Annotated in this window: 22 protein-coding genes; 19 read left to right on the top strand and 3 right to left on the bottom strand. The window is 70.7% G+C overall.

Translation table 11 applies throughout. The annotated features are described in order from the left end of the window. Positions 1-50 precede the first annotated feature (50 nt). The 16 genes from ffh to BLR49_RS00665 all read left to right on the top strand — a co-directional run bounded on the left by ffh (position 51) and on the right by BLR49_RS00665 (position 15,223). The gene (gene ffh / locus BLR49_RS00740) at positions 51-1,754 is read left to right on the top strand and encodes a signal recognition particle protein (protein ID WP_092531933.1); all 1,704 of its coding nucleotides are present in this window, start codon (positions 51-53) and stop codon (positions 1,752-1,754) included. Positions 1,755-1,794: 40 nt separating this feature from the next. Beyond that, a complete protein-coding gene (locus BLR49_RS00735) occupies positions 1,795-2,973 on the top strand; it encodes an AAA family ATPase (RefSeq protein ID WP_092533285.1) in 1,179 nt (392 codons plus the stop codon). Continuing rightward, the gene (locus BLR49_RS00730; protein ID WP_092531930.1) at positions 2,970-3,542 is read left to right on the top strand and encodes a DUF4276 family protein; all 573 of its coding nucleotides are present in this window, start codon (positions 2,970-2,972) and stop codon (positions 3,540-3,542) included. Before BLR49_RS00735 ends, BLR49_RS00730 begins: the two co-directional genes overlap by 4 nt. Positions 3,543-3,706: 164 nt before the next feature. Then, positions 3,707-5,194 (top strand): alanine/glycine:cation symporter family protein, encoded by a 1,488-nt coding sequence (locus BLR49_RS00725; RefSeq protein ID WP_092531927.1) that lies wholly within the window; start codon positions 3,707-3,709, stop codon positions 5,192-5,194. Positions 5,195-5,474: 280 nt separating this feature from the next. Continuing rightward, positions 5,475-5,918, top strand: coding sequence for a 30S ribosomal protein S16 (gene rpsP / locus BLR49_RS00720; RefSeq protein WP_092531924.1), 444 nt, complete (start codon positions 5,475-5,477; stop codon positions 5,916-5,918). A gap of 1 nt (position 5,919) precedes the next feature. Further along, on the top strand, positions 5,920-6,156 hold the full coding sequence (locus BLR49_RS00715) for an RNA-binding protein (protein ID WP_092531921.1): 237 nt from the start codon (positions 5,920-5,922) through the stop codon (positions 6,154-6,156). A 183-nt stretch (positions 6,157-6,339) separates the two neighbouring features. Beyond that, the gene (gene rimM / locus BLR49_RS00710; protein WP_092531918.1) at positions 6,340-6,891 is read left to right on the top strand and encodes a ribosome maturation factor RimM; all 552 of its coding nucleotides are present in this window, start codon (positions 6,340-6,342) and stop codon (positions 6,889-6,891) included. A gap of 44 nt (positions 6,892-6,935) precedes the next feature. Next, on the top strand, positions 6,936-8,447 hold the full coding sequence (trmD, locus tag BLR49_RS00705; RefSeq protein WP_092533283.1) for a tRNA (guanosine(37)-N1)-methyltransferase TrmD: 1,512 nt from the start codon (positions 6,936-6,938) through the stop codon (positions 8,445-8,447). Between the two features lie 218 nt (positions 8,448-8,665). Continuing rightward, on the top strand, positions 8,666-9,016 hold the full coding sequence (gene rplS, locus BLR49_RS00700; protein WP_092531915.1) for a 50S ribosomal protein L19: 351 nt from the start codon (positions 8,666-8,668) through the stop codon (positions 9,014-9,016). 111 nt (positions 9,017-9,127) lie between these two features. After that, positions 9,128-10,006, top strand: coding sequence for a signal peptidase I (gene lepB / locus BLR49_RS00695; RefSeq protein WP_245690269.1), 879 nt, complete (start codon positions 9,128-9,130; stop codon positions 10,004-10,006). Then, positions 10,003-10,788, top strand: a complete 786-nt coding sequence (locus BLR49_RS00690) for a ribonuclease HII (RefSeq protein WP_245690267.1) — start codon at positions 10,003-10,005, stop codon at positions 10,786-10,788. The genes lepB and BLR49_RS00690 overlap by 4 nt, the downstream gene beginning before the upstream one ends. Positions 10,789-10,795: 7 nt before the next feature. Then, the gene (locus tag BLR49_RS00685; protein ID WP_067942558.1) at positions 10,796-11,101 is read left to right on the top strand and encodes a DUF2469 domain-containing protein; all 306 of its coding nucleotides are present in this window, start codon (positions 10,796-10,798) and stop codon (positions 11,099-11,101) included. Between the two features lie 135 nt (positions 11,102-11,236). Next, positions 11,237-11,677 carry a YraN family protein gene (locus BLR49_RS00680; protein WP_092533277.1) on the top strand — a complete coding sequence of 147 codons (441 nt, stop codon included), beginning with the start codon at positions 11,237-11,239 and terminating at the stop codon, positions 11,675-11,677. Further along, positions 11,677-13,251 (top strand): YifB family Mg chelatase-like AAA ATPase, encoded by a 1,575-nt coding sequence (locus tag BLR49_RS00675; RefSeq protein ID WP_092531909.1) that lies wholly within the window; start codon positions 11,677-11,679, stop codon positions 13,249-13,251. The genes BLR49_RS00680 and BLR49_RS00675 overlap by 1 nt, the downstream gene beginning before the upstream one ends. Continuing rightward, positions 13,248-14,603, top strand: coding sequence for a DNA-processing protein DprA (locus BLR49_RS00670; RefSeq protein ID WP_092531906.1), 1,356 nt, complete (start codon positions 13,248-13,250; stop codon positions 14,601-14,603). Before BLR49_RS00675 ends, BLR49_RS00670 begins: the two co-directional genes overlap by 4 nt. Before the next feature lie 62 nt (positions 14,604-14,665). After that, complete coding sequence (locus tag BLR49_RS00665) at positions 14,666-15,223, top strand: GNAT family N-acetyltransferase (RefSeq protein ID WP_218121275.1); 558 nt, start codon at positions 14,666-14,668, stop codon at positions 15,221-15,223. Between the two features lie 159 nt (positions 15,224-15,382). Here the strand turns inward: BLR49_RS00665 and BLR49_RS00660 are convergent, their stop codons facing one another. Next, positions 15,383-16,213 carry an ABC transporter permease subunit gene (locus BLR49_RS00660; protein WP_092531903.1) on the bottom strand — a complete coding sequence of 277 codons (831 nt, stop codon included), beginning with the start codon at positions 16,211-16,213 and terminating at the stop codon, positions 15,383-15,385. Further along, positions 16,210-17,130: an ABC transporter ATP-binding protein gene (locus BLR49_RS00655; RefSeq protein WP_092531900.1), complete on the bottom strand. Its 921-nt coding sequence runs from the start codon at positions 17,128-17,130 to the stop codon at positions 16,210-16,212. Before BLR49_RS00655 ends, BLR49_RS00660 begins: the two co-directional genes overlap by 4 nt. A 317-nt stretch (positions 17,131-17,447) precedes the next feature. Here BLR49_RS00655 and BLR49_RS00650 point away from each other — a divergent pair, with 317 nt between their 5' ends. After that, a complete protein-coding gene (locus tag BLR49_RS00650; RefSeq protein WP_092531897.1) occupies positions 17,448-18,479 on the top strand; it encodes a tyrosine recombinase XerC in 1,032 nt (343 codons plus the stop codon). A 64-nt stretch (positions 18,480-18,543) separates the two neighbouring features. Here BLR49_RS00650 and BLR49_RS13480 read toward each other — a convergent pair whose 3' ends face one another. Further along, a complete protein-coding gene (locus tag BLR49_RS13480) occupies positions 18,544-19,392 on the bottom strand; it encodes a M23 family metallopeptidase (protein ID WP_245690265.1) in 849 nt (282 codons plus the stop codon). A gap of 542 nt (positions 19,393-19,934) precedes the next feature. On the opposite strand from BLR49_RS13480, the gene rpsB reads away from it, so the two are divergent. Together rpsB and tsf are read left to right on the top strand one after the other, a co-directional pair. Further along, positions 19,935-20,816: a 30S ribosomal protein S2 gene (gene rpsB, locus BLR49_RS00640; RefSeq protein ID WP_092531894.1), complete on the top strand. Its 882-nt coding sequence runs from the start codon at positions 19,935-19,937 to the stop codon at positions 20,814-20,816. Between the two features lie 50 nt (positions 20,817-20,866). Continuing rightward, complete coding sequence (gene tsf, locus BLR49_RS00635) at positions 20,867-21,706, top strand: translation elongation factor Ts (RefSeq protein ID WP_092531891.1); 840 nt, start codon at positions 20,867-20,869, stop codon at positions 21,704-21,706. Positions 21,707-22,384: the final 678 nt, after the last annotated feature.

The following is a 22,384-nucleotide window of genomic DNA, read 5'->3' as shown; positions in this document are numbered from 1 at the left end:
CCGGTCAGCCCCTAAACCACCTGCGCCTCAGCGCCAAGGAAGGACCCCGCGTGTTCGGCAACCTCTCCGACCGGCTCACCGCCTCGTTCAAGTCGCTGCGCGGCAAGGGCCGCCTGAGCGAAGCGGACGTCGACGCCACCGTCTCCGAGATCCGCCGTGCCCTGCTGGAGGCCGATGTCGCCCTGCCGGTCGTGCGCTCCTTCACCGCCGCCGTGCGGGAGAAGGCCAAGGACGCCGCTCGCTCGCAGGCCCTGAACCCGGCTCAGCAGGTGGTCCGCATTGTCAACGACGAGCTCATCGAGGTGCTGGGCGGTCAGTCCCGAGAGCTCAACTGGGCCGACCGCGGCCCCACCGTCATCATGCTGGCCGGCCTGCAGGGCGCCGGCAAGACCACGCTGGCGGGCAAGCTCGGCCGCTGGCTCAAGCAGGAGCGCAAGCGCACCCTCCTGGTCGCCTCCGACCTACAGCGTCCCAATGCCGTCACCCAGCTGAGCGTGGTTGCCGAGCGCGCCGGGGTGGACGTGTGGGCGCCCGAGCCGGGCAACGGCGTGGGCGACCCGGTGGCGGTGGCCCGCAGCGGCGTCGAGCAGGCCCGCGCCAACGGCTACGACGTCGTCGTCATCGACACTGCCGGCCGTCTGGGCGTGGACGCCGAGATGATGGACCAGGCCATCCGCATCCGCGACGCCGTCGGCCCCCACGAGATCCTGTTCGTCCTGGACGCCATGGTCGGTCAGGACGCCGTCAACACCTCCGTCGCCTTCCGCGACGGCGTCGGCTTCACCGGAGTGGTGCTGTCCAAGCTCGACGGCGACGCCCGCGGCGGTGCCGCGCTTTCGGTGCGCGGCGTGACCGGCGCCCCCGTGCTGTTCTCCTCCACGGGTGAGGGGCTGGACGACTTCGAGCGCTTCCACGCCGACCGCATGGCCTCCCGCATCCTGGACATGGGTGACCTGCTGACCCTGATCGAGCAGGCCGAGCGGGCCTTCGACGAGAAGGAGGCCGAGGACGCCGCCGCCAAGCTCGCCTCCGGCACCTTCACCCTCGACGACTTCCTGTCCCAGCTGCGCCAGATCCGCAAGATGGGGTCGATGAAGAAGCTGCTGGGCATGATGCCCGGAATGGGGCAGATGCGCGAGGCCCTGGAGAACTTCGATGAGCGCGAGGTCGACCGCATCGAGGCGATCGTCTGCTCCATGACTCCGGCGGAGCGCCGGGACCTGTCCATCCTCAACGGCTCGCGACGCTCCCGCATCGCCAAGGGCTCGGGCACCACCGTGCAGGCCGTCAACGAGCTGGTGAATCGGTTCGAGGCCGCCAAGAAGATGATGGAGGCGATGGCGGCCGGTGGTCCGGGAGCCCTGGGCGGACCCGGCGGCATGCCCGGCATGGGCTCGCTGCCCTCGACGGGCAAGCGCGCCAAGGCCCGCCAGGCGCCCAAGGGCAAGAAGCGCAAGGGCGGCAAGAAGGGCCGCTCCGGCAACCCGGCCAAGGCCGCCCGGCAGGCGCGCGAGGCCGCCGCCGCCCGTGCGCAGAAGGCCGCGGGCGCGGTAGAGGCTCCCGCCCCCGCCCCGGCCGGCTCCGCCTTCGGGCTGGGGCAGCCCGCCGCCCCCACCCCGGCTGGCGCGAGCTACGGCATCATGCCGAACCAGGAGGCGGCCACCGCAGCGCAGCCGCAGGCCACCGGCGACGAGGTCGCCGACGCCATGGCCGCCCTGCCGGAAGACCTGCGCCGCCACCTGGGTCTGGGCTGAGGAGCATGAGGCCGGGGCAGGACTCGTATAGCCTATGGGCATGGTCGGCCACACTTTTCGGCTGCGTCGTCTTCGGTTGAAGAACTATCGCAGCATTCGTTCCTGCGATCTGGAACTCGGGAAGCTCGCCATCCTTGTGGGACCGAACGGCTCCGGAAAGTCGAATGTGCTCGACTCGCTGCGGTTCGTCCGGCAGGCGCTCGGTGAGAACCTCGACAACGCGCTCAGAGATCGCGGCGGAGTCGCGGAGGTGAGGAGGCGCTCCACCGGGCATCCCACGCATTTCACGATCGCGGTTGACTTCCTCGGGTCCGCGGGAAATGTGGCGGGTACCTACGAGTTTCAAGTGGGGGCGGTCTCCGGTGGCGGCTTCCGCGTGGCTAAGGAGGCCTGCGCGGTCAGGTCGACGGACTTCGGCAGCGAGGAGCACCACTACGAGATCCGCGACGGAGAGGTGGTTTCCACTTCGGAGGACCGCCTTCCGCGGCTCTCGACGGACAGGCTGGCACTGGTCTCGCTGTCCGGCATCGAAGCCTTTCGGCCTGTATATGACGGATTGTCAGCCATGGAGGTGTTTAGCCCCTCGCCAGATGCCATGCGTAGGCCCGTCGCGCCGGATCCGGGGGACCTGCTGCGCCGCGACGGCTCAAACATCGCCTCGGTAATTGAGCGGCTGGACCGCACCAATCCAGAGGTGAAGCGTCGGATCGAGGACTACTTGCGCTCAATCGTCCCGGGTGTCGAATCGGTGCGGCGGCTCGCGGTTGCGCGCTGGGAGACCCTGGTGTTTCAGCAGAAAGTACGGGGCGCTTCGAATCCCTGGTCCTTCCAGGCAACATCAATGAGCGACGGCACGTTGCGCGCCCTGGGCGTGCTGGTGGCCCTGTTCGCGGGAACCGACGCAACGTTGTCAACAGTGGGTGTGGAGGAACCGGAGACCGCGTTGCACCCGGCTGCCGCCGGCATACTCCTCGATGCGATTCGGGACGCCTCCGATAGGAGACAGGTGCTGCTTACTACCCACAGTCCGGACCTCCTCGATTCGGTATCGATTCGTCCCGATGAGCTGCTCGCGGTTCGATCTGTCGAGGGCACCACCGAAGTAAGCCGGCCCGATGAGGCCTCGCGCCTGGCCCTTAAGGAATCCTTGTTTACTGCGGGCGAGCTCCTGCGCGCCGATCAGCTCCACCCAGAGACGCAGGAGGCGGTTGCTTCATGAGTACATGCGTCGGATCTGTAGTTGAGGGACACGGCGAAGTCAAGGCACTCCCGGTACTCATACGACGTATCGCAGAGGAACGTGGATACTACGACGTGAAGGTCCTCTCGCCGCACCGGCTTCCACGCGCCGATATGACCGGCACCAAGGTCGCTGCAGCTGTCCAAATGCAACGGCTCAGAGCAGGTGAGGACGGCGTCGTCATCGTCCTGTACGACGCCGACGACGATGATCCCGAGCAGTCACAGCGCCTGACTTCGAAAGCTCTGGGAGACACTCAGGCGGTGGTCGCTCTGGCGGTGAAGGAGTATGAGGCATGGTTCCTTGCCGCCATCGAATCGCTGCGTTCTCATGCGTCCATCCGCGATGACGCAGGCTTCGACGGCGATCCCGAGCGACCCCGCAATGCCAAGCTGCGGCTGGAAGAACTCATGACGGAGTCCTACAAGGAGACCCTCCACCAGGCGCGCTTCACAGGGGTGATGAGCTTGGAGGCCGCCCGAACGCGCAGCCCGTCATTCGCAGCATTCGAACGGGCTTTGCTGACAGCACTGGAAGACAAGCGCTGAGATATCACCGTTCTGCGCGGATGCTGCGTTTGGACTGCTCTCGCCCCGTTGGGTCGTCCTTGACGGTGGCTTCGGCGGCGTCCACTCTTTGCACGTCGGCCATCCGTAGCCACCGCCTGCGGTAACCTCACACCCGCCCCGCATCCCCGACGGACGGAAACACCGTGTCCGCTGCACTCACCGACGCCCTGTCCAGCTTCGAGGGCTTCGTCTCCGGCAACATCCTGGTCTGGATCCTGCTGGGTACGGGCCTGTACCTGACCGTGCGCACCCGCGCCGTCCAGCTGCGGCTGTTCGTGCGCTCCCTCCGGCTGGTCGCCCACTCCCGCCACCAGCGCGGCTCCCTGTCCAGCTTTCAGGCCTTCGTGATCGGCCTGGGCGGGCGCGTGGGCACCGGCAACATCGCCGGCGTGGCCCTAGCCGTCACCATCGGAGGCCCCGGTGCCCTGCTGTGGATGTGGGTGGTGGCGATCCTCGGCATGGCCACCAGCTTCGCCGAGTCGACCCTCGCCCAGGTGTTCAAGGTCCGCAACGCCGACGGCATCTTCCGGGGCGGCCCGGCCTACTACATGCAGCGCGGCATCGGCCGCGGTGCCCTGGGGCGGGGCATGGGCGTGGTCTTCGCGGTCATGCTCGTGTTCTCCTACGGGCTGATCTTCCCGATGGTGCAGTCCAACACCATTGCCCAGACTTTGTCCGAGGCACACGGCGTGAGCACCCAGGTCACGGCGATCGTGCTCATGGTGCTGACCGCCCCGATCCTCCTGGCCGGCATGCGGATGGTGGCGAAGGTGACCGAGTGGCTGGTGCCGCTGATGGCCCTGGCCTACCTGGTGGTGGTGCTCGTGGTCATCATCGTGTCCATCGACCGGGTTCCCGGCGTCTTCGCCGACATCTTCGCCGGCGCCCTCAACCTGCGCTCCGGCCTGGCCGGCACCGGCGGTGGCATCTTCGTCACCTTCCTCAACGGCACCAAGCGCGGCCTGTTCTCCAACGAGGCCGGCCAGGGCTCCTCCCCGAACGGGGCCGCCACCGCGGACGTCGCCCACCCCGTCACCCAGGGGCTCATTCAGGCGCTGGGCGTGTGCGTGGACACCCTGCTGATCTGTACCGCGACGGGGCTGACCATTCTGCTGTCGTCGCCGGCCGTCTACACCCCCGGGGTCGAGCCGCAGTGGGCCAAGACCACCCTGGTGCAGCACGCGCTGGCCGACGCCGTGCCCGGCAACTGGGTCATCTGGTTCATGAGCTTCGTGGTGCTCACCTTCGCCTACTCCTCGGTGCTGGGGTACTCCACCTTCGCTGAGATCAACGTCAGCTACCTCGGCGGCGGCCGCCGGGCCGGCACCGCCCTGCGGCTGGCCATGACCGTGGCCACGGGGCTCGGCGCGCTCGCCGCCCTGGAGCTGGCCTGGGCGATGGCCGACGTGGCCCTGGCCCTGATGACGATCCTGAACCTGATAGCCGTGCTGTGGCTTTCCGGCTGGGTGCTGGCCACGCTCAAGGACTACGACGCCCAGCGGCGCTCCGGCGTCGCCGAGCCGGTGTTCGTCGCTCCCGGCAACCCTTGGCTTCCCGGGGAGCTCGACGGCGACGTGTGGACCGCGGACCGGGCCGCCCTGCGCCAGGAGAGCCTGCACGAGGAGATCTGAACCCGGGCGCGGAGTCGGACGCCGTCGTCGAGCCCCTCCGGCCGGGGGAGCGGCGCCTGTCGACGCGGCCTGTGGGCGATATCGCACGGAATCCGAGCGGCGCGGGCGCCGCTCGGCTGGCATGCGGCGGTGTCGCTCTGGCAGAATGCACGGCTGTACTCGACCGTTCCCGGTCCCTCTCCCGGTGCGATCGCGTCTCGGCCTTAACCGGCCCCCGTTGCTGTAACCCCACCGGGAACCGGCATGGGCCAAACCATCGAGAACCAGGAGTTTCAACCAAGTGGCAGTCAAGATTCGCCTCAAGCGCCTCGGCAAGAAGTTCGCCCCCTTCTACCGGGTGGTCGTCGTCGATTCCCGTAAGAAGCGCGATGGCCGTGTCATCGAGGAGATCGGCGTTTACGACCCGATGCAGGAGCCCTCGCTCATCCGCATCGACTCCGAGCGGGCCCAGTACTGGCTCGGCGTAGGCGCGCAGCCCTCCGATGCTGTTTTCAACCTGCTCAAGATCACCGGCGACTACCACACCTTCAAGGGCCTCAAGGGCGTCAAGCCCCGCCTGAAGGTCAAGGACGCCGAGGCCGAGACCGCCGCCAAGCAGGCCGCGGTCAAGGCCGTCGCGGACGACGCCGAGAAGCGCAAGGCCGCTGCGGCCGTCGCTCAGGCCGAGGCCCAGGCGGCCGCTGCGGCCGAGGAGTCTGCCGAGGCCCCCGCCGAGGAGGCCTGACGTGCTCGCCGACGCACTTGAGCACCTCGTGCGCGGCATCGTCGACAACCCCGACGACGTCACCGTCACCTCCCGGACGCTGCGCCGCGGAGACCTGCTCGAGGTCCGGGTCAACCCCGACGACCTCGGCCGCGTGATCGGCCGTTCCGGCCGCACCGCCCGCGCCCTGCGCACGGTCGTCGGCGCCCTGGCGGACTCGCCGGTGCGCGTGGACGTCGTTGACACCGACCGTCGCTGAGGTAGGCAGTCCCGATAACGTGTGAGCGCCGTCGCCCGATCTCCCAAGTGGATCGGGCGACGGTGTTTTTCTGCTCCCCTGCTATCGGTTCGAAGCCGGAATGCCGCAGCCGAGGCAGAAGACCCGCACCACTCGGCACGCACGGCGCTCTCCGTCCGTGCCGCGCACGGTAGGTTTGGGCACGTGCTGCTCACCGTCGCCGTAATCGGTCCCGCCCACGCGCTCAAGGGCGAGGTCCGCCTGGAAATCCGCACCGACGACCCCGAGGGCCGACTCGCCCCCGGCAGCGTGCTTCCCGTCGAACCCGCCATCGGGCCCGCAGCGGCGGGACACCTGACCGTCTCCCGGCTGCGCTTCGACGGCTCCCGTTGGTTCGCCGCCTTTGCCGAAGCCCCGGACCGCACCGCCGCCGAGGCCCTGCGCGGCGTCAAGCTGCTGGTGGAGGCCGACGCCGAGGAGCCCGAGGACGACGCCTGGTACGCCCACGAACTGGCCGGAATGGCGGCCGTGCGCATTCTGGACGACGGTACCCGCCAGGTACTGGGGGAGGTGACCGGCATCGAGCCCGGGGTGGCCCAGGACCGCCTGCTGGTGCGCACCCCGGACGGGCAGGAGATCGCCGTGCCCTTCGTGGAGGAGCTGGTCCCCGAGGTCGACCCCGAGACCGGCACTGTCATCATCGATCCGCCCGGCGGCCTGTTCCCCGGCGTGGGCGAAGTAGAGGAGGACCGGTGAGCCGTCCCACCGCGCCCTCACCGGTGCCGCGGGCCGCCGAGCCTCTGCGGCTGGACGTGGTGACGATCTTCCCCGACTACCTGCGCGTGCTGGACCTGTCCCTGATCGGCCGCGCCGCCACGGACGGTCTGCTCGACCTGCATGTTCACGACCTGCGCGACTGGACCCACGACCGCCACCGCACCGTGGATGACACTCCCATCGGCGGCGGTGCCGGCATGGTCATGAAGCCCGACGTGTGGGGTGCCGCTCTCGACGACGTCCTGTCCAGCGCTCTGCCCACCGGGCCTATGGACGCCGCCGCGGGCGCAGATGCCGCGTCCCCAGCCGCGGAGCCGATCGCCGCGAGGCCGAATGAGCCCCGTCGCGTGCTGGTGATCCCCACGCCGTCCGGGGACCTGTTCACCCAGCGCACCGCCGAGGACCTGGCCGGTGCCGATCAGCTCGTCTTCGCCTGCGGACGCTACGAGGGCATCGATGCCCGGGTGGCCGAGCACTACGCCGCGCGCGGCGTGGAGGTGCACGAGGCGTCCATCGGCGACTACGTGCTCAACGGCGGCGAGGCCGCCGCCCTGGTGATGATCGAGGCGATCGCCCGCCTGCGTCCCGGCGTGCTGGGCAACCCCGAGTCCATTGTGGAGGAGTCCCACACCGGCGTCGGCCTGCTGGAGTACCCGGTCTACACCCGCCCCGTGGCCTGGCGCGGACGCGACCTCGCCGCCACGCAGCCGGTGCTCCTGTCCGGCGACCACGCCCGCATCGCCCGCCACCGACGCGACCAGGCCATCGCCCGCACCGCCGAGCGCCGCCCCGACCTGATCGCCCGTGCGGACCCCGCCCTCCTGGACGTCGGCGACCGCGTCGCCCTGACCCGCAACGGCTGGGTGGCGCCTGCCGGGAACGACCGTCCGGTGCCGCTCGTGATTCGCCCGGCGCTTCAGGCCGACCTGGACGCGCTCGCCGAGCTGGCGGCGCGCACCTTCCCCGACGCCTGCCCGAGCTTCCTCACCGCCGAGCAGATCGCCTCCCACATCGCGGTCAACCTGTCCCCGGAGCGCCTGGCCACCTGGCTCGCCGACCCGCGCGTGGTCCTCACCGTCGCCGAGCTGCCGGACGGCCTGCCCGCGCCCTCCGGGAGTACCGGCGCTACGGCGCTGCCGGCCGGTGCCCTGGTCGGCTACAGCGCCGTGATCGCAGAGCTGCCCGACGCCGACGGCGCCCTTCCGGCCGGGCTCGATCCGCGCCCGCGCGCGGTCTCCGTTCCGCCCGCTGCCGGCGGGAGCGGACTGGCCGCGGAGCTGTCCAAGGTTTACGTCGACGCCCGCCTGCGCGCATCCGGCATCGCCTCCACCCTGCTCGCCGAGGCCATCTGCGACGCCGGTACCATGGGCGTCACCGCCTTGTGGCTGGGCACTCACGCCGATAACCGGCGTGCCCAGAAGGCGTACCGGCGGGCCGGCTTCCGCAAGGTCGGCACCCGTGTGTACGAGGTCGGCGGGAATCGGTGCCGCGACGTCGTCATGGCCGTGGACCCGCAGGCGACGCGGCAGGCGTGAAATCCAGCACGTAGCGCCGTTGTCCCGCCTGGCCACCGGGAGCCTGTGGCAGACTGGACCGGCCTCGGACCGCGAGTCGCCTCTGCCACTGGGGAGGCGGCCAGGAGCAGGATCCGCAGGCACCAGAACGCGGCATCTGCTGCCGACCGGCACCCCGGTCGGGCGGATCCGCCTGTTAAACGCCCGCTGACCAGTGGCACGGACGTGGAGAGATATCAATGACCAACCTGATCGACGAGATCAACGCCGCCTCCCTGCGCGACGACATCCCGAACTTCCGGCCCGGCGACACCCTCCGGGTGCACGTGAAGGTCGTTGAGGGTGCTCGCACCCGCGTCCAGGTCTTCCAGGGCGTAGTGATCGCCCGCAAGGGCAGCGGCGTGTCGGAGACCTTCACGATCCGCAAGGTCTCCTTCGGCGTCGGCGTGGAGCGCACCTTCCCGGTGCACACGCCCACCATTGAGAAGATCGAGGTCGTCACGCGCGGTGACGTGCGTCGCGCCAAGCTGTACTACCTGCGCAACCTGCACGGCAAGGCTGCGAAGATCAAGGAGTACCGCGCCAACTGACGGCCGGGCTTACTCCAAGCCCTGGTGCCCGGGGCCCACGGGTCCCGGGCACCACCGCATCCGCCCAACCCCGATCCTGAAACCTTCCAGCCACTATTCGAGAGGGAAACGGTGACCGCACCGCAGGAAGACGCCGACGACCTGCCTGAAGTCGGCACCCCTGCTTCGGCAGCTTTCGAGGAAGACGGCCAGACTGCGGACAGTGGCGAGTCAATGGACGCCGCCGACACCAGCGATCTGCCACCCTCCTTCAAGCCGGTGCGCCGCCCCACGCCCCTGGCCGCCCCCGAGCGGGCCGACGCCGAGGCCGCCAAGAGTACGCCGCGCCGCCGCGGCTCCAACCTGCTGATCGTGCTGGCGGTGCTGGTGGTCGTCGCCCTGGTCAAGACCTTCGTCGTCCAGACCTTCGGCATCCCCTCCGGCTCCATGGAGGACACCCTGCGGGAGGGCGACCGGGTGGCCGTGACCATGTACGACACTGACGACGTCGACCGTGGCGACGTCGTGGTCTTCACCGACCCGGACAACTGGCTCACCGTCACCGAGCCCACCGGCCTTAAGGGCTTCGTTCAGGACACCCTGATCTTCCTGCACCTGCTGCCCGAGGACTCCGGACACCATCTGATCAAACGGGTGATCGGCGTGGGCGGGGACCACATCGTCGCCGACGGCAAGGGGTCGCTGACCATCAACGGCGTCGAGGTCGACGAGCCCTACCTGAAGTCCGGGCGCTCCGCCTCCGACGTCGCCTTCGACGTCACCGTCCCCGCCGGCTACCTGTGGGTGATGGGGGACAACCGCTCCAACTCCGCCGACTCCCGGTTCCACCAGGACGACGCCAATGGCGGATTCGTCCCCCTGGACAATGTGGTCGGAGTCGCCAAGGCAATCGTCTTGCCCCCATCGCGCTGGTCCGCCCTTTCCGATGGCGGCGCCTTCGACGCCGTGCCCGACGCCACCGCCGACGCGACTGTCGGCGCCGACCCGTGACTCGCGCCCGCATCCTCCCCGACCGCGAGGTGGAGGAGCACCTGCTGGCCGAATACGCGCTGGTCGGCGGCATGGACGAGGTGGGGCGCGGCTCGCTGGCCGGGCCCGTCAGCGTCGGCCTCGCCGTCGTCTCCCGCACCACGCCCGCCGCCTTCCCGCCGGGGCTGGCAGACTCCAAGCAGCTCACGCCGCGCCGCCGGGAGGCACTCGTGGAGCCCTGCCGCGCCTGGGCGACCGACCACGCCGTCGGTCACGCCAGCCCTGCGGAGATCGACTCCGTCGGCATCATCGGTGCGCTCCGGCTGGCCGGGCAGCGGGCTCTGGCCGAGGTCGCCACTCGCGGCCACCTGCCCGGCGCCATCATCCTGGACGGCACCGTGAACTGGCTGCGGGAGCCGGCTCCACTGACCGCCGGGATGCTGACGGATGAGTATCCCCTGACCAGCGGGGAAGAGGCCGCAGCGGCACTGGCTGCGCCGCCGGTGTACACCCAGGTCAAGGCAGACGCCCACTGCGCCGTGGTCGCCGCCGCATCCGTCCTGGCCAAGGTGGAGCGCGACGCGCTCATGGCCGCCCTGCCCGATCCCGGCTACGACTGGGCGCGCAACAAGGGATATGCCTCGCCCGCCCATGTCGCGGGCCTGGCCCGGCTCGGTGCCGGCGATTTCCACCGCCGCTCCTGGCATCTGCCGGGGCTCGACCGTGCCACCGGGACCGTTGAGACGGTTGTGGCCGACGCGCCCGCAAGACCTGCTGCACGAGGACGCGCCCATTGGGCATGATGGACGAGTGAGTGCTGAAGATCTGGAGTCGTATGAGAACGACTTGGAGCTCGACCTGTACCGCGAGTACCGCGACGTCGTGTCCCTGTTCTCCTATGTCGTCGAGACGGAGCGCCGCTTCTACCTGGCCAACGCCGTGGACGTGCAGGTGCGCACCAACGGCGGGGAGGTGTTCTTCGAACTGACGCTGGAGGATGCGTGGGTGTGGGACATCTACCGCGCCAGTCGCTTCGTCAAGTCCGTGCACGTGGTCACCTTCAAGGACGTAAACGTCGAGGAGCTGACCAAGCCGGAGATGGACATCCCCTCCTGACCTGCGCCGGGGTGGGCCGGGAGGGTCTCACCAGAGTCCACAGGCAGCGTTCGTGCACCCCTAATCCACAGAGATCGAAACGCGCGCTGGCCCCCGTCCCGCCCCGCAGGCACGCTGGTGGCGGAGGTCAAGCCCATGCCAACCGCACCACCCGCCGCACAGCCCGCGCCCCTCGCTAAGGGCGCACCACCCACCGACCCGCGCCGACTGATCGGCCAGCGCGGAGAGGCCATTGCCGCCCGCTACCTGAGCGATCAGGGCTGGCACATTCTGGACCGCAACTGGCGGCCCGGCCCGGGGCTGCGAGGCGAGGTCGACATCGTCGCCCTGGAACTGCAGCCCGCCGGACCCGGAACGCTGGTGATCGTGGAGGTGAAGACCCGCACATCCACCGTCGCCGGTCCGCCCGCGGCCGCCGTCGGCCCCCTCAAGCTCCTGCGCCTGCGCTCGCTGGTCGGCGCCTGTGCTGCTGCCCACCCGGTGCCGCATGCGGGTCTGCGTCTGGACGTGGTCTCTGTTCAGCTGCGTGCGGGTCTCCCGGCCCTGCTGCGTCACCACCGGGGGGTGGGGGACTGATGGGGCTGGCACGCACCCTCGCCGTCACCCTTACCGGGCTAGCGGGGCATCTGGTGGAGGTCGAGGCCCACTCCGCCCACGGGCTGCCCGGCTTCACGCTCGTGGGCCTGCCGGACGCGGCCATACGCGAGTCGCGCGAACGCGTCCGCGCCGCCCTGTCCACCTGTGGAGTCACCTGGGGCGAACACCGCCTCACGGTCAACCTCTCCCCGGCCGACCTGCCCAAGACCGGCACCGGCTTCGACCTGGCCCTGGCGCTTGCGGTGCTGGGAGCTCGCGGTCAGCTGCCGGAGCGCGCCATCGCCCACCTGGCCCGCACCGTCTACATCGGGGAACTCGGCCTGGACGGCTCCGTACACCCGGTGCGCGGGATCCTGCCCGCCGTGCGCGCCGCCGCCGACGCTGGGGTCACTGAGGTGGTCGTCGCCGCCGGCGCCGGACGGGAGGCGGCCCTGGTGCCAGGTGTGGACGTCACCGCCGTCAGCCACATCGGCGAGCTGCTGGAGCGCTACGGCGGAAAGCTGCCCAGCCGCGCCCGTCAGCTCATGCGCCGCGCACGCCAGCAGGCTGCCCATGAGGCCCGCCCGGCAGACGCCCCCACACCGGGCCGTGAACCGGACCTGGCGGACGTGGTCGGGCAGGCGCAGGCCCGCCACGCCCTGGAGGTCGCGGCCGCCGGCGGACACCACCTACTGCTGGTCGGCCCACCCGGTGCCGGCAAGACCATGCTGGCTGAGCGCCTGCCCTCCATCCTGCCGCCCCTGAACCCCGACGACGCCGTCACCGTCACCTCCATCCACTCCCTGGCCGGTACCTTCAACGCTGACACCGGCCTGCTGACTCGCCCGCCCCTGCGCGCACCCCACCACACCGCCACCCGGGCTGCGGTCATCGGCGGCGGCTCCGGCTCGCCCCGCCCCGGCGACGTGTCACTAGCTCACCGCGGCGTGCTGTTCCTGGACGAGGCCCCCGAGTTCCCCGCCGGGGTACTCGACTGCCTGCGCCAGCCCCTGGAGTCCGGGGTGGTGACCATCGACCGGGTGGGCGGGCGTGCCACCTACCCGGCCGCATTCCAGCTGGTGCTGGCCGCCAACCCCTGCCCGTGCGGGCGCGCCACCGGCCGCGGCCTGGACTGTACCTGCACCTCCTTGCAGCGACGCCGCTACTTCTCCCGCCTGTCCGGCCCGCTGCTGGACCGGGTGGACATCCAGGTGGAGGTCGCCGCCGTCACCGCCGGGGACCTGGCCGCGGGAACCGCTGGTGAGTCCAGCGCCGTCGTCGCTGCCCGGGTCGCCGAGGCACGGGCACGAGCCGCCTGCCGCCTGGCCGACACGCCCTGGCGACTCATGGGGGAGGTGCCCGGGGGCTGGCTGCGCTCACCCGCATCCGGGACCGACCCCGAGCTGCTCGCCCCACTGATGACCGCACTGGATCGCGGTGACTTGACCCTGCGGGGCGTCGACCGCGTGCTGCGGCTGGCCTGGACCCTGGCCGACCTCGGCGCCCGCCCCGCACCCACCCCCACCGACATCGGCGCCGCCCTGGCACTGCGCACGAGAGGAGCCCGCCCATGATCACCCCCAGCAGCGCCTCCAGCCCCAGCCCCGGCCCCACCGCTGTCGGCATCCCCGATACCGCCTCCGCCGTCGGCGACGACGCCGAGGCCCTGGCCCGGGCAACCTGGTCCCGGCTGGCTGAGCCCGCCGACGCCCACGCCTGTGCCCTGGTGGGGCGGCTCGGCGCCACCGCCGCCCTGGACTGGCTCGTCCACGAGGCCCTTGACGCCGACGGCGCTCCCCGGCCGGCCCCGCGCCCGCCGTTGCGGCCCCGCGGGGACGCCGCCCGCGCCAGTTCCGACTGGGCCACCGCCGCCGGACGCTGGGCGCCGCGTCTGCAGGGCCTGGACATCCGCCGTGAGCTGGAGGTGCTGGAGCGACTGGGCGGCAGCCTGCTGATCCCCACCGACCCGTGGTGGCCGACTGGATTGAATGACCTGGAACGCCCGCCCCACTGCCTGTGGGTGCGGGGTGACCCCGCCCTGCTCGCAGCCCGGAGCAGTGCCGAGTCCGGCGGCAGTGAGACCGACCTGGCTGCGCCGCGCATGCGTGAGGATCTAGTACCGGCCGGACCCGGTGCCGGCTATGGGCTGGCCCTGGTCGGGGCGCGCGCTTCCACCGACTACGGCGAGCACGTCACCTTCGACTTGGCGAGCGGTCTGGCGGCAAAGGGCGTCGTCGTCATCTCCGGGGGCGCCTTCGGCATTGACGCCGCCGCCCACCGCGGCGCCCTGCGTGCCGGCGCCACCGTGTCGGTGTCCGCCGGGGGAGTGGACCGCCTCTACCCGGCGGGCAACACCGACGTGCTGGAGGAGGTGATCGCCAACGGTGCCCTGGTGGCCGAGGTTCCGCCCGGGTGCCAGCCCGGACGACACCGCTTCCTGACTCGCAACCGGTTGATCGCCGCCATGAGTGAGGCCACCGTGGTCGTCGAGGCCGCCTGGCGCTCCGGGGCCCTGTCGACCGCCCACCATGCCCTGGAGCTGGGCAGGGCGGTGGGGGCAGTGCCCGGTCCGGTCACCTCCATGGCCTCGGTCGGCTGCCACCGGCTGCTGCGCCAGGGTGCCGTCTGCGTCACCGACGCCGATGAGGCCCTGGAGCTGGTCACGCCCCTGGGCGCAACGGATCCCGACGGCGCCAAGGCCGCCGACCCCGCCAACGCCGTCTCCGGGCTGCTGGACGGCCTGGACGGGCCCACGGCCGCAGTCCTGGACGCGCTGCCGGCCCGCGCCGACGCCGGCGTTGAGTCGATCGCGCGGGCAGCGGGGCTGTCCGAGCGGGAGGCCATCGCCGCCCTGGGGGTGCTGGAACTCGCCGGGCGGGTGGAGCGGCGAGGCACTGCCTGGCGGCGTGCCCGCAAGCGCTCATGAACCGGACCGTGCCTGTGGTGCCCCTCGCGCCGGCTGTACTCGATGTGGGGCCATGAGGCATCATGATCGGCAGCCGTGAGGTCTGGTGCTGTTCAGGGGAGAAGGGCATGGAGTCCAGTTCTGTTCTTGATTGGGGCTCGGAGACACGTGTTCTCGAGTTCTCATACAGCGTTATGACGCTCGGGGTTGCTTTGGAAATCGCCGACGGATGGAAGTATCCGCCTCCCTATGACTTTTATGACCTGACGGCAGATCCGGATGACTATGATGAGTTCGTGACTCCTGAAAGATGGCCTGATGCTTTTGTGCAGGTCCGTTCAGGAGGTGAGCTTGTCGGTTTCTTGTCGGCTGAGCCGGTAGTGGGTGAAAGCGCTGTCGAGATCGGCCTGGGGATGCGTCCCGATCTCACCGGCGGCGGTCTGGGGGTGAGCTTCGTGAGGAGCAACTTGGCGTGGGTGGAACGGAATCTCCCTGGTCGCGAGATTCGGCTGAGTGTGGCTTGCTTCAATGAACGTGCTATCGCGGTGTATCGTCGGTGCGGATTCCGGTCGGTGCGCTTGTATAAGCAGGCCACCAACGGGGGTTTCTATGACTTTGTTGAAATGAAGTATGAGCCCTGATGGTGCCGGCTGCGGTCTTTCACTGGGTGGCCGCAGCGCCCGCTAGGGATCGGGCTCCACGGGATGCTCCCCGGCGGCGTGCCCGCGGGAGCCGATGATGTCGATGCCGGAGCACGACGGCGCTCCCGGCTGACGTCTTCGGCCTGGCGTCTGCCCGTCTCAGCGGCCGATGTCGCGGCGGGACAGGGCCACGCAAGCGACCGCGGCCAGGAGAGCGCTCAGCCCCCACAGCAGGGCCAGGCCGCCCCAGTCGAAGCCGTTGCTCAGAGGCCGGTTTCCGAAGGCCCAGTGATATGGGGACAGGTGACGCATCCAGTCCAGATCCGCGGCCATCGTGGTGACCGCGTTGAGCGCGTAGCCGAGCAGGGCCACCCCGGCGCCGGCCCCAAGCGCCCAGGGGCTCCGGCCCGTGAACGCGCCGACTGCGAGCGCCGCCATGCCGGACAGCAGAACCAACCCTGCCCAGGCGGCCGTCGCTGCCAGCACATTGCCGATCGCCAGCCCCAACTCGGCCACGGGGTTCAGCGCCGCCAGCATCACCACGGTGACCAGGCCGAGCACGCAGACTCGCGCCACCAGGGCAGCGGCGCTCTCGGCCGCGTACTGGGAGCGTCCCACCGCATGCGCGAGCGTGAGTTCCAGGCGGCCGCTCTCCTCCATGCCGGCGATGAAGCGGGCGCCCCATGCGGTAGCGGCGATGGCGCCGAGAGCGAAGCCGAGCAGTCCGAAGAACGCGGCCTGCGCATACCCCGCTCCTGAGGCGATCTGGTCGTATCCCATGACGGCGACCAGCTCCTCCGGCAGCGTCTCCACGATCCCCGCCAACTCCGGCGTCTGCAACGACGGGTATATCGGGAGATACAGGGCCAGCACCGCAACGACGGCCAGGCCCCAGCCCAACATCGCGCGGGCGCCGTCGGCCAGGTGCCGGCGCAGGATCGGCACGCCGCTACGGCGCGCGGCGACAGCCTGCGGGGTGGATGCGCTCATGCGGGCTCCTCCTGGGCGTACAGGTTGAGAATGGACTCCTCCAGATCGGGCTCCTCGATCGCCAGTTCTTCGACCGTGAAGCGCGACAGGGCCTTGACCACGCCGTCCGCTCGGCCGCGGAAGGAGCCCTGAACGCGCAACTGCTGCCCGGCCGCCGACTCGGTGTGCAGCTCTTTGAGCAATCCGGGACCCACGAGTGCGGCCCGTGCATCCCGCTCGGTGGTGTCGGCCAGCACCGCGCGCAGTCGGGACGCGGCCGCCGGACGCAGGGTGGAGACCTCGCCCGCGGCGACGATCTCGCCGTGAGCCAGCACGGCGGCGGCGTCCGCCGCGTGCTGGATCTCGCTGAGAATGTGGGAGCTGAGCAGCACCGTCTGCCCGGCGTCGCGCGCCTCGCGCACCAGGCCCAGGAACTCGCGCTGCATGAGCGGGTCCAGGCCGCTGGTGGGCTCGTCGAGGATCAACAGCTCGGGGGAATGCATGAACGCCTGGATCAGCCCGAGCTTCTGCCGATTGCCCTTGGACAGGGTTCGCACCGGACGGCTCAGGTCCAGCTCAAAACGCTCGGCCAGGGTCTCAATCCTGCCGGGGGCTACCGGACCACTGAGCTCGGCCAGGTGGCGCAGCAGGGCGGCGCCGCTGGTGCGCTCGCTGAGGCTGAGCTCGCCCGGCAGGAAGCCGATGCGACGGCGCAGCTCTGGGCGGTCGGTGTTGGGTGAGGCGCCCAGCACGCGGATGGCGCCGCTGGTGGGGCGCATAATGCCCAGCAGCATGCGCAGCACGGTGGTCTTGCCGGCGCCATTGGGGCCGATCAGCCCGTACACGCTGCCGCGCTCGATGGACAGATCGATGCCGCGCACCGCGTGCACCCGTCCGAAGCGCTTGTGCAGTGCAGCGGCGGTGATGACCGCGGTCATGGCATGTCCTTGAAGGTCCGCGGAGTCGTGGGACGAGGGTGATGCCGAACGGCCGGAGGAACTACCGAACAAGTCGCCTTCAGGAACGAGTGTGGCGTCTCGCACATGACGGAAATGCTACACGACTTCGGTGCGAAGACACGTCTTATGGAGGGTTTACACGCGTCTAACCCATGCAAACCGCCAGGACTCGTGCTCGTGGCGCAAACACGTGTTCAGGGCAGCCCGGCGAGCATCATCCCGGGCGCGCCGGCGACCACCAAAGGGCAACGGGCGTGCCGTCTCGGAGGCGCAGTCACTAAGCTGGCCGCGTGCACATGTCAGCCCAGGGCGGGCCGGTCGATTCCGCCCCTGCGGATAGGAGAGATCCGGGAGCGGCGGACACTACCGCATGCGCCACTCGGGCCGAGCTGTTGGACGCCTTCGCCCGCTACCTGGATCTGCAACGGGGGCTGTCCGCCCACACGGTGCGCGCCTACCTCGGTGATCTCGCGGACCTGCTGACCTTCCTCGGTGTCGGGGAGGCGGACGGCGAACCCGTCGGCCCCGCCCTGGACAGCCTGGACCTGTCCGACCTGCGCGCCTGGCTGGCCACCATGTCGGCCGACGGCGCCGCTCGCGCCACCCTGGCCCGCCGCTCCGCCGCCTGCCGCACCTTCTCCACCTGGGCCCACCGCAACGGGATGCTCGCCGCCGACGTCGCCGCCCGGCTGCGCTCGCCCCGCGCCGACGGACGTCTGCCCTCCGTGCTCACCCCCGCCCAGGCCACCGCGTTGCTGGACGCCGCGGCCGACGTCGCCGCCACGGCCGGGGCGGCGACGGACGACGACGCTGCCGCAACGACTCGCGCACTGGCGCTGCGAGACCGGGCGATCCTCGAGGCGCTATACGCCACCGGCGTGCGCGTATCCGAGCTGTGCGCCCTGGACCTCGGCGACGTGGACGCCACGCGCCGCACCATGCGCGTGCTGGGCAAGGGCAACAAGGAACGCACCGTCCCCTACGGGGGCCCCGCCGCCACGGCCCTGGAGGACTGGCTGGCTGTGCGCGGCGCCGTCGCCGCTTCCGACGCCGGGGCCGCCCTGTTCCTGGGTGCGCGCGGGCACCGCATCGGACCGCGGGCCGTGCGCGAGATCGTCCACCGCGCGGCCGCCCGCGCCGACGTGCCGGACCTGGGCCCCCACGGGCTGCGCCACTCCGCGGCCACCCACGTGCTCAGCGGGGGAGCGGACCTGCGCAGCGTGCAGGAGCTGCTGGGGCACTCCTCGCTGGCCACCACCCAGCGCTACACGCATGTCTCCGCCGAGCGCCTGCGCGCCGTCTACGCCCAGGCCTTCCCGCGGGCCTGACGGCTGCTTGACGTCGAGTTCGCCGGTCGCCTGCGGTGGGCCCGGGCGGCACCTGTGGGTTCGGTCAGTTGAGCGGCTTGAGACGGATCACCGCCGGCTCCAGCAGGCGCAGCGGATTGACATAGGTCTTCGGGCCGGTGCGGGCGCCCCAGTGCAGGGCGTCCGCACCGTCGGCGCGGTGACCGGACTGCAGCGTGCCGATCACCTGTCCACGCGCCACCACGTCGCCGGCCTTGACACACGGATCCACCGGCTCGTAGGTGGTGCGGATGCCGTCGGCGTGGTCAATGGACACCACCGGCCGTCCGGCCACCATCCCCGCGAAGGCGACCGTCCCGTCCGCGGCCGCCAACACCTGCGACCCCGCCGCCAGCGCCAGGTCCACGCCGCGGTGCCCCGCGCCCCAGACCACCGCCGGCGGATCGAAGTCGGCCAGCACCGTAGTCGCCATGCCTGTCGGCCAGGCGTAGCGCACCCGCGGGGCCAGCGCCCCGGGCAGCGCCGCTGCCCTCCCGGAGGCAGGCCCGGCCGCAAGCGCTTGCAGCGGGCTCGGGTCACCGCCCCGCCAGGCCGACACCGTTTGCCGTGACGCGATCTGCGCGGACGGGAGCGCCGCGGTCGCCCCCGCGAGCGCGGGAGCCGACGACAGCACGAGGGCGGCACCGGTGGCCAGTGCGGCACCGGCCGCCGTCAGGCGGCGGGCGGGGCGGCGCAGCCCCGGAGGCCGTCGGCGCGGTCTTGCGGGGCTGCGCACTCCCGGGAGGATCCCGCCGGGGGAGCGGTCGGACGGTGCAGGACCAGTGCTGCGCCGGCCCGGACCCGGGGCGGGGTGCCCCTCGGAGGGAGCTGAGTCGGAGGAAACCGCTGCTGCGGTGGTGCCGTCGGCGGTGTGAACTGCTGTGAGGTTGCTCATGGTCGCCAGCGTGCGCCGACTCGCAGGCAGACGCACCTGCGGGCCCGCCTGCCTGGGGATAACTGAGCCAAGTGCCTGTTTCTGGCCGTCCCTGTGGACGCCGGCGCGCCGATAAGCGAGGCGCCCGCTCCGGGGCGGGCCGCGGGGCGCCGGTAGATGCGTCCGCCCCGGGTGCCCGGTGCGGAATCTGCCCGCAAGGTCCGCGTCGGCGCTGTGATAGCCTCGCGCCCGCAGCCCCGCGCGGGTGCGGCGATCTTCGCCGTTCCGGTGCGCGGCTGACTTCGCGTGTCCGCGCCCGCTCCGCCGTAGGCGGGGCGGGAACGTCCTTTCGGGCGCTAGGGCCGAGGTCCCGCATCGCGCAAGCGCAGCGGGTGGCCCAGCGCCGCGGACACCAGGCCCCATGCCCGGTCTCCGGGCAGCCGCGCCCTGCCTACGGGGCCTCCGGTCAAAGGGGAGCAACCACCCATAACCGGGCGTCCCGGCCGACCGGCCGCGGGCGCCCCCTGACTGCGCGTCCGCCGGACGCGCCTGAAAGGACCCTCATGGCGATCGTCACCATGCGCCAGTTGCTTGAGAACGGTGTCCACTTCGGCCACCAGACCCGCCGTTGGAACCCCAAGATGAAGCGGTTCATCCTCACCGAGCGCAACGGCATCTACATCATCGACCTGCAGCAGTCGATCGATGGCATCAACACCGCCTACGACTTCATCAAGGAGACCGTTGCCCGCGGCGGCAACATCCTGTTCGTCGGCACCAAGACCCAGGCGCAGGCCGCCGTGGCCGAGCAGGCCCAGCGCGTCGGCATGCCCTACGTCAACCAGCGCTGGCTGGGCGGCATGCTCACCAACTTCACCACCGTGCGCGGCCGCCTGGACCGCATGAAGGAACTCGAGCAGATCGACTTCGATGACGTGGCCGGCTCCGGCCACACCAAGAAGGAGCTGCTCATGATGCGCCGTGAGAAGGACAAGCTCGTCAAGACCCTCGGCGGCATCCGCGACATGGCCAAGCCGCCGGCCGCCATCTGGGTGGTGGACACCAAGAAGGAGCACCTGGCCATCTCCGAGGCGCAGAAGCTGGGTATCCCCGTCGTCGCCGTTCTGGACACCAACTGCGACCCCGACGAGGTCACTTACGCCGTTCCCGGCAACGACGACGCCATTCGCTCCGTCACCCTGCTGACCCGCATCGTCGCCGACGCCGTCGCCGAGGGGCTGGTCTCTCGCTCCGCCGGCCGCGCCCGCACCGGCGAGGAGGCCGAGGTGCCCGCCGAGGCAGAGCCGCTGCCCGAGTGGGAGGCGCAGCTGCTGGCCGGCGATGAGAACGTCGAGGCCGCTGCCGAGCCGGCCGCCGAGGCCACCCAGAGCGAAGCCCCGGCGGCTCCCTCGGATAGCGAGCCTGCTCCCGTCGAGCAGGCCTGAGCCCGGTAGCCGCCCGTTCACCCCAATCTCAGCAATTCCAGGAGATATCCATGCCCAACTACACCACCGCTGACATCAAGGCGCTGCGCGAGAAGACCGGCGCCGGCATGCTCGACGTCAAGAAGGCGCTCGACGAGGCGAACGGTGACGCCGAGAAGGCCATCGAGATCATCCGCGTCAAGGGCCTCAAGGGCATCGCCAAGCGCGAGGGCCGCTCCGCCTCCGCCGGCCTGATCGCCGCCAAGGTGGTCGACGCCGACGGCGCCCAGGTCGGCGTGCTCGTCGAGATCAACGCCGAGACCGACTTCGTGGCCAAGAACGAGAAGTTCCTCGACTTCGCCGACAAGGTCCTCATCGCCGCCATCGACTCCGGTGCCGAGACCGCCGAGGCCCTGGCCGAGGTCGCCGTCGACGGCACCACCGTCAAGGAGCTCACCGACTCCATGCAGGCCGTCATCGGCGAGAAGATCGTCGTGCGCCGTGTCGGCCGCCTGGCCGCCGACCACGTCGAGCTGTACCTGCACCGCACCAACCCCGACCTGCCCGCGCAGGTGGGTGTGCTGGTCGGCACCGACGCCGCGGCCGCCGAGGTCGCCCACGACGTCGCCATGCACGTGGCCGCCTACTCCCCGCTGTACCTGGACCGCGACTCCGTCCCGGCCGAGACCGTGGACAAGGAGCGCGCCATCGCCGAGGAGACCACGCGCGCCGAGGGCAAGCCCGAGAAGGCCATCCCGAAGATCGTCGAGGGTCGCATGAACGGCTTCTACAAGGAGAACTGCCTGGTGGACCAGGCCTACGCCAAGGACCCCAAGACCACCGTCGGCAAGGTCATCGCGGCCACCGGAGGCAACCTGACCGGCTTCGTCCGCTTCCGCGTCGGCGCCTGAGCTAAAACCGGCACCACTACCCGGGGTCCTTCGCAAGTGCCCGCTTGCGGAGGACCCCGCGGCGTTTCCCGGTGGCGGTGGGTAGTGGCAGGGGGCGGCGGGTGGCCATCGGGGGCACCCGGTCGGGTGCTTCCCCGGAGGCGCCGATTGTTGCAGCGTAGGGCTGTCAGCGGTTCTGCGGCTCCGTTCGTGTGGGGGCTGGTGCGGCTGCGCGCGGTGCTGGGGCGGTCGGTGGGCGGCTTGGCCCGTGGGCGGCACTGCTCCACTGCGCCACCCCACCCGCGCACATGAACAGCCCGTTAGCCGTGGCCTGCCCCTTCTACTACGCCACTTCGGTGTTGGGTACGCCGGTTGGCGGTTGATTGAAGGCCTCCGATGCCTTCAACCGACCCCTAACCGGCGTAGTAGACGGCGAACCGGCGTAGTACACCGCCCCGCGCGCCTCGCCAAGACGTCCAAACCCGCCGACCGACTCGGCGGTCGTCACTGCGGCTGGCACGGACAGGGTAGACGCCCTACTGCGCGCGGGAGAGGAGGAGACAGCACGCCGCCTGGTGGACGAGGCACTCCTGCACGGTGTGCTCGGTATGCCACGGGCATCGATCGGGGAATTCGAGCACATCCTCTCCACGATGCAGAGCCTACGGATGACCCGGAGTAGGCGTCAGCTTGCGGCCT

The organism is Actinomyces ruminicola, assembly GCF_900103885.1.
Classification (GTDB): Bacteria; Actinomycetota; Actinomycetes; order Actinomycetales; family Actinomycetaceae; genus Actinomyces; species Actinomyces ruminicola.
This window is presented reverse-complemented; position numbering and strand designations above follow the sequence as displayed.

Bases quoted from the DNA above. Each gene is read 5' to 3' on its own strand.
- BLR49_RS00735 (WP_092533285.1), top strand. From the start codon at position 1,795: ATGGTCGGCCACACTTTTCGGCTGCGTCGTCTTCGGTTGAAGAACTAT.
- BLR49_RS00730 (WP_092531930.1), top strand. From the start codon at position 2,970: ATGAGTACATGCGTCGGATCTGTAGTTGAGGGACACGGCGAAGTCAAG.
- rplS (WP_092531915.1), top strand. From the start codon at position 8,666: ATGACCAACCTGATCGACGAGATCAACGCCGCCTCCCTGCGCGACGAC.
- BLR49_RS00680 (WP_092533277.1), top strand. From the start codon at position 11,237: ATGCCAACCGCACCACCCGCCGCACAGCCCGCGCCCCTCGCTAAGGGC.
- BLR49_RS00675 (WP_092531909.1), top strand. From the start codon at position 11,677: ATGGGGCTGGCACGCACCCTCGCCGTCACCCTTACCGGGCTAGCGGGG.
- BLR49_RS00670 (WP_092531906.1), top strand. From the start codon at position 13,248: ATGATCACCCCCAGCAGCGCCTCCAGCCCCAGCCCCGGCCCCACCGCT.
- BLR49_RS00665 (WP_218121275.1), top strand. From the start codon at position 14,666: ATGATCGGCAGCCGTGAGGTCTGGTGCTGTTCAGGGGAGAAGGGCATG.
- BLR49_RS00660 (WP_092531903.1), bottom strand. From the start codon at position 16,213: ATGAGCGCATCCACCCCGCAGGCTGTCGCCGCGCGCCGTAGCGGCGTG.
- BLR49_RS00655 (WP_092531900.1), bottom strand. From the start codon at position 17,130: ATGACCGCGGTCATCACCGCCGCTGCACTGCACAAGCGCTTCGGACGG.
- BLR49_RS00650 (WP_092531897.1), top strand. From the start codon at position 17,448: ATGTCAGCCCAGGGCGGGCCGGTCGATTCCGCCCCTGCGGATAGGAGA.
- BLR49_RS13480 (WP_245690265.1), bottom strand. From the start codon at position 19,392: ATGAGCAACCTCACAGCAGTTCACACCGCCGACGGCACCACCGCAGCA.
- rpsB (WP_092531894.1), top strand. From the start codon at position 19,935: ATGGCGATCGTCACCATGCGCCAGTTGCTTGAGAACGGTGTCCACTTC.
- tsf (WP_092531891.1), top strand. From the start codon at position 20,867: ATGCCCAACTACACCACCGCTGACATCAAGGCGCTGCGCGAGAAGACC.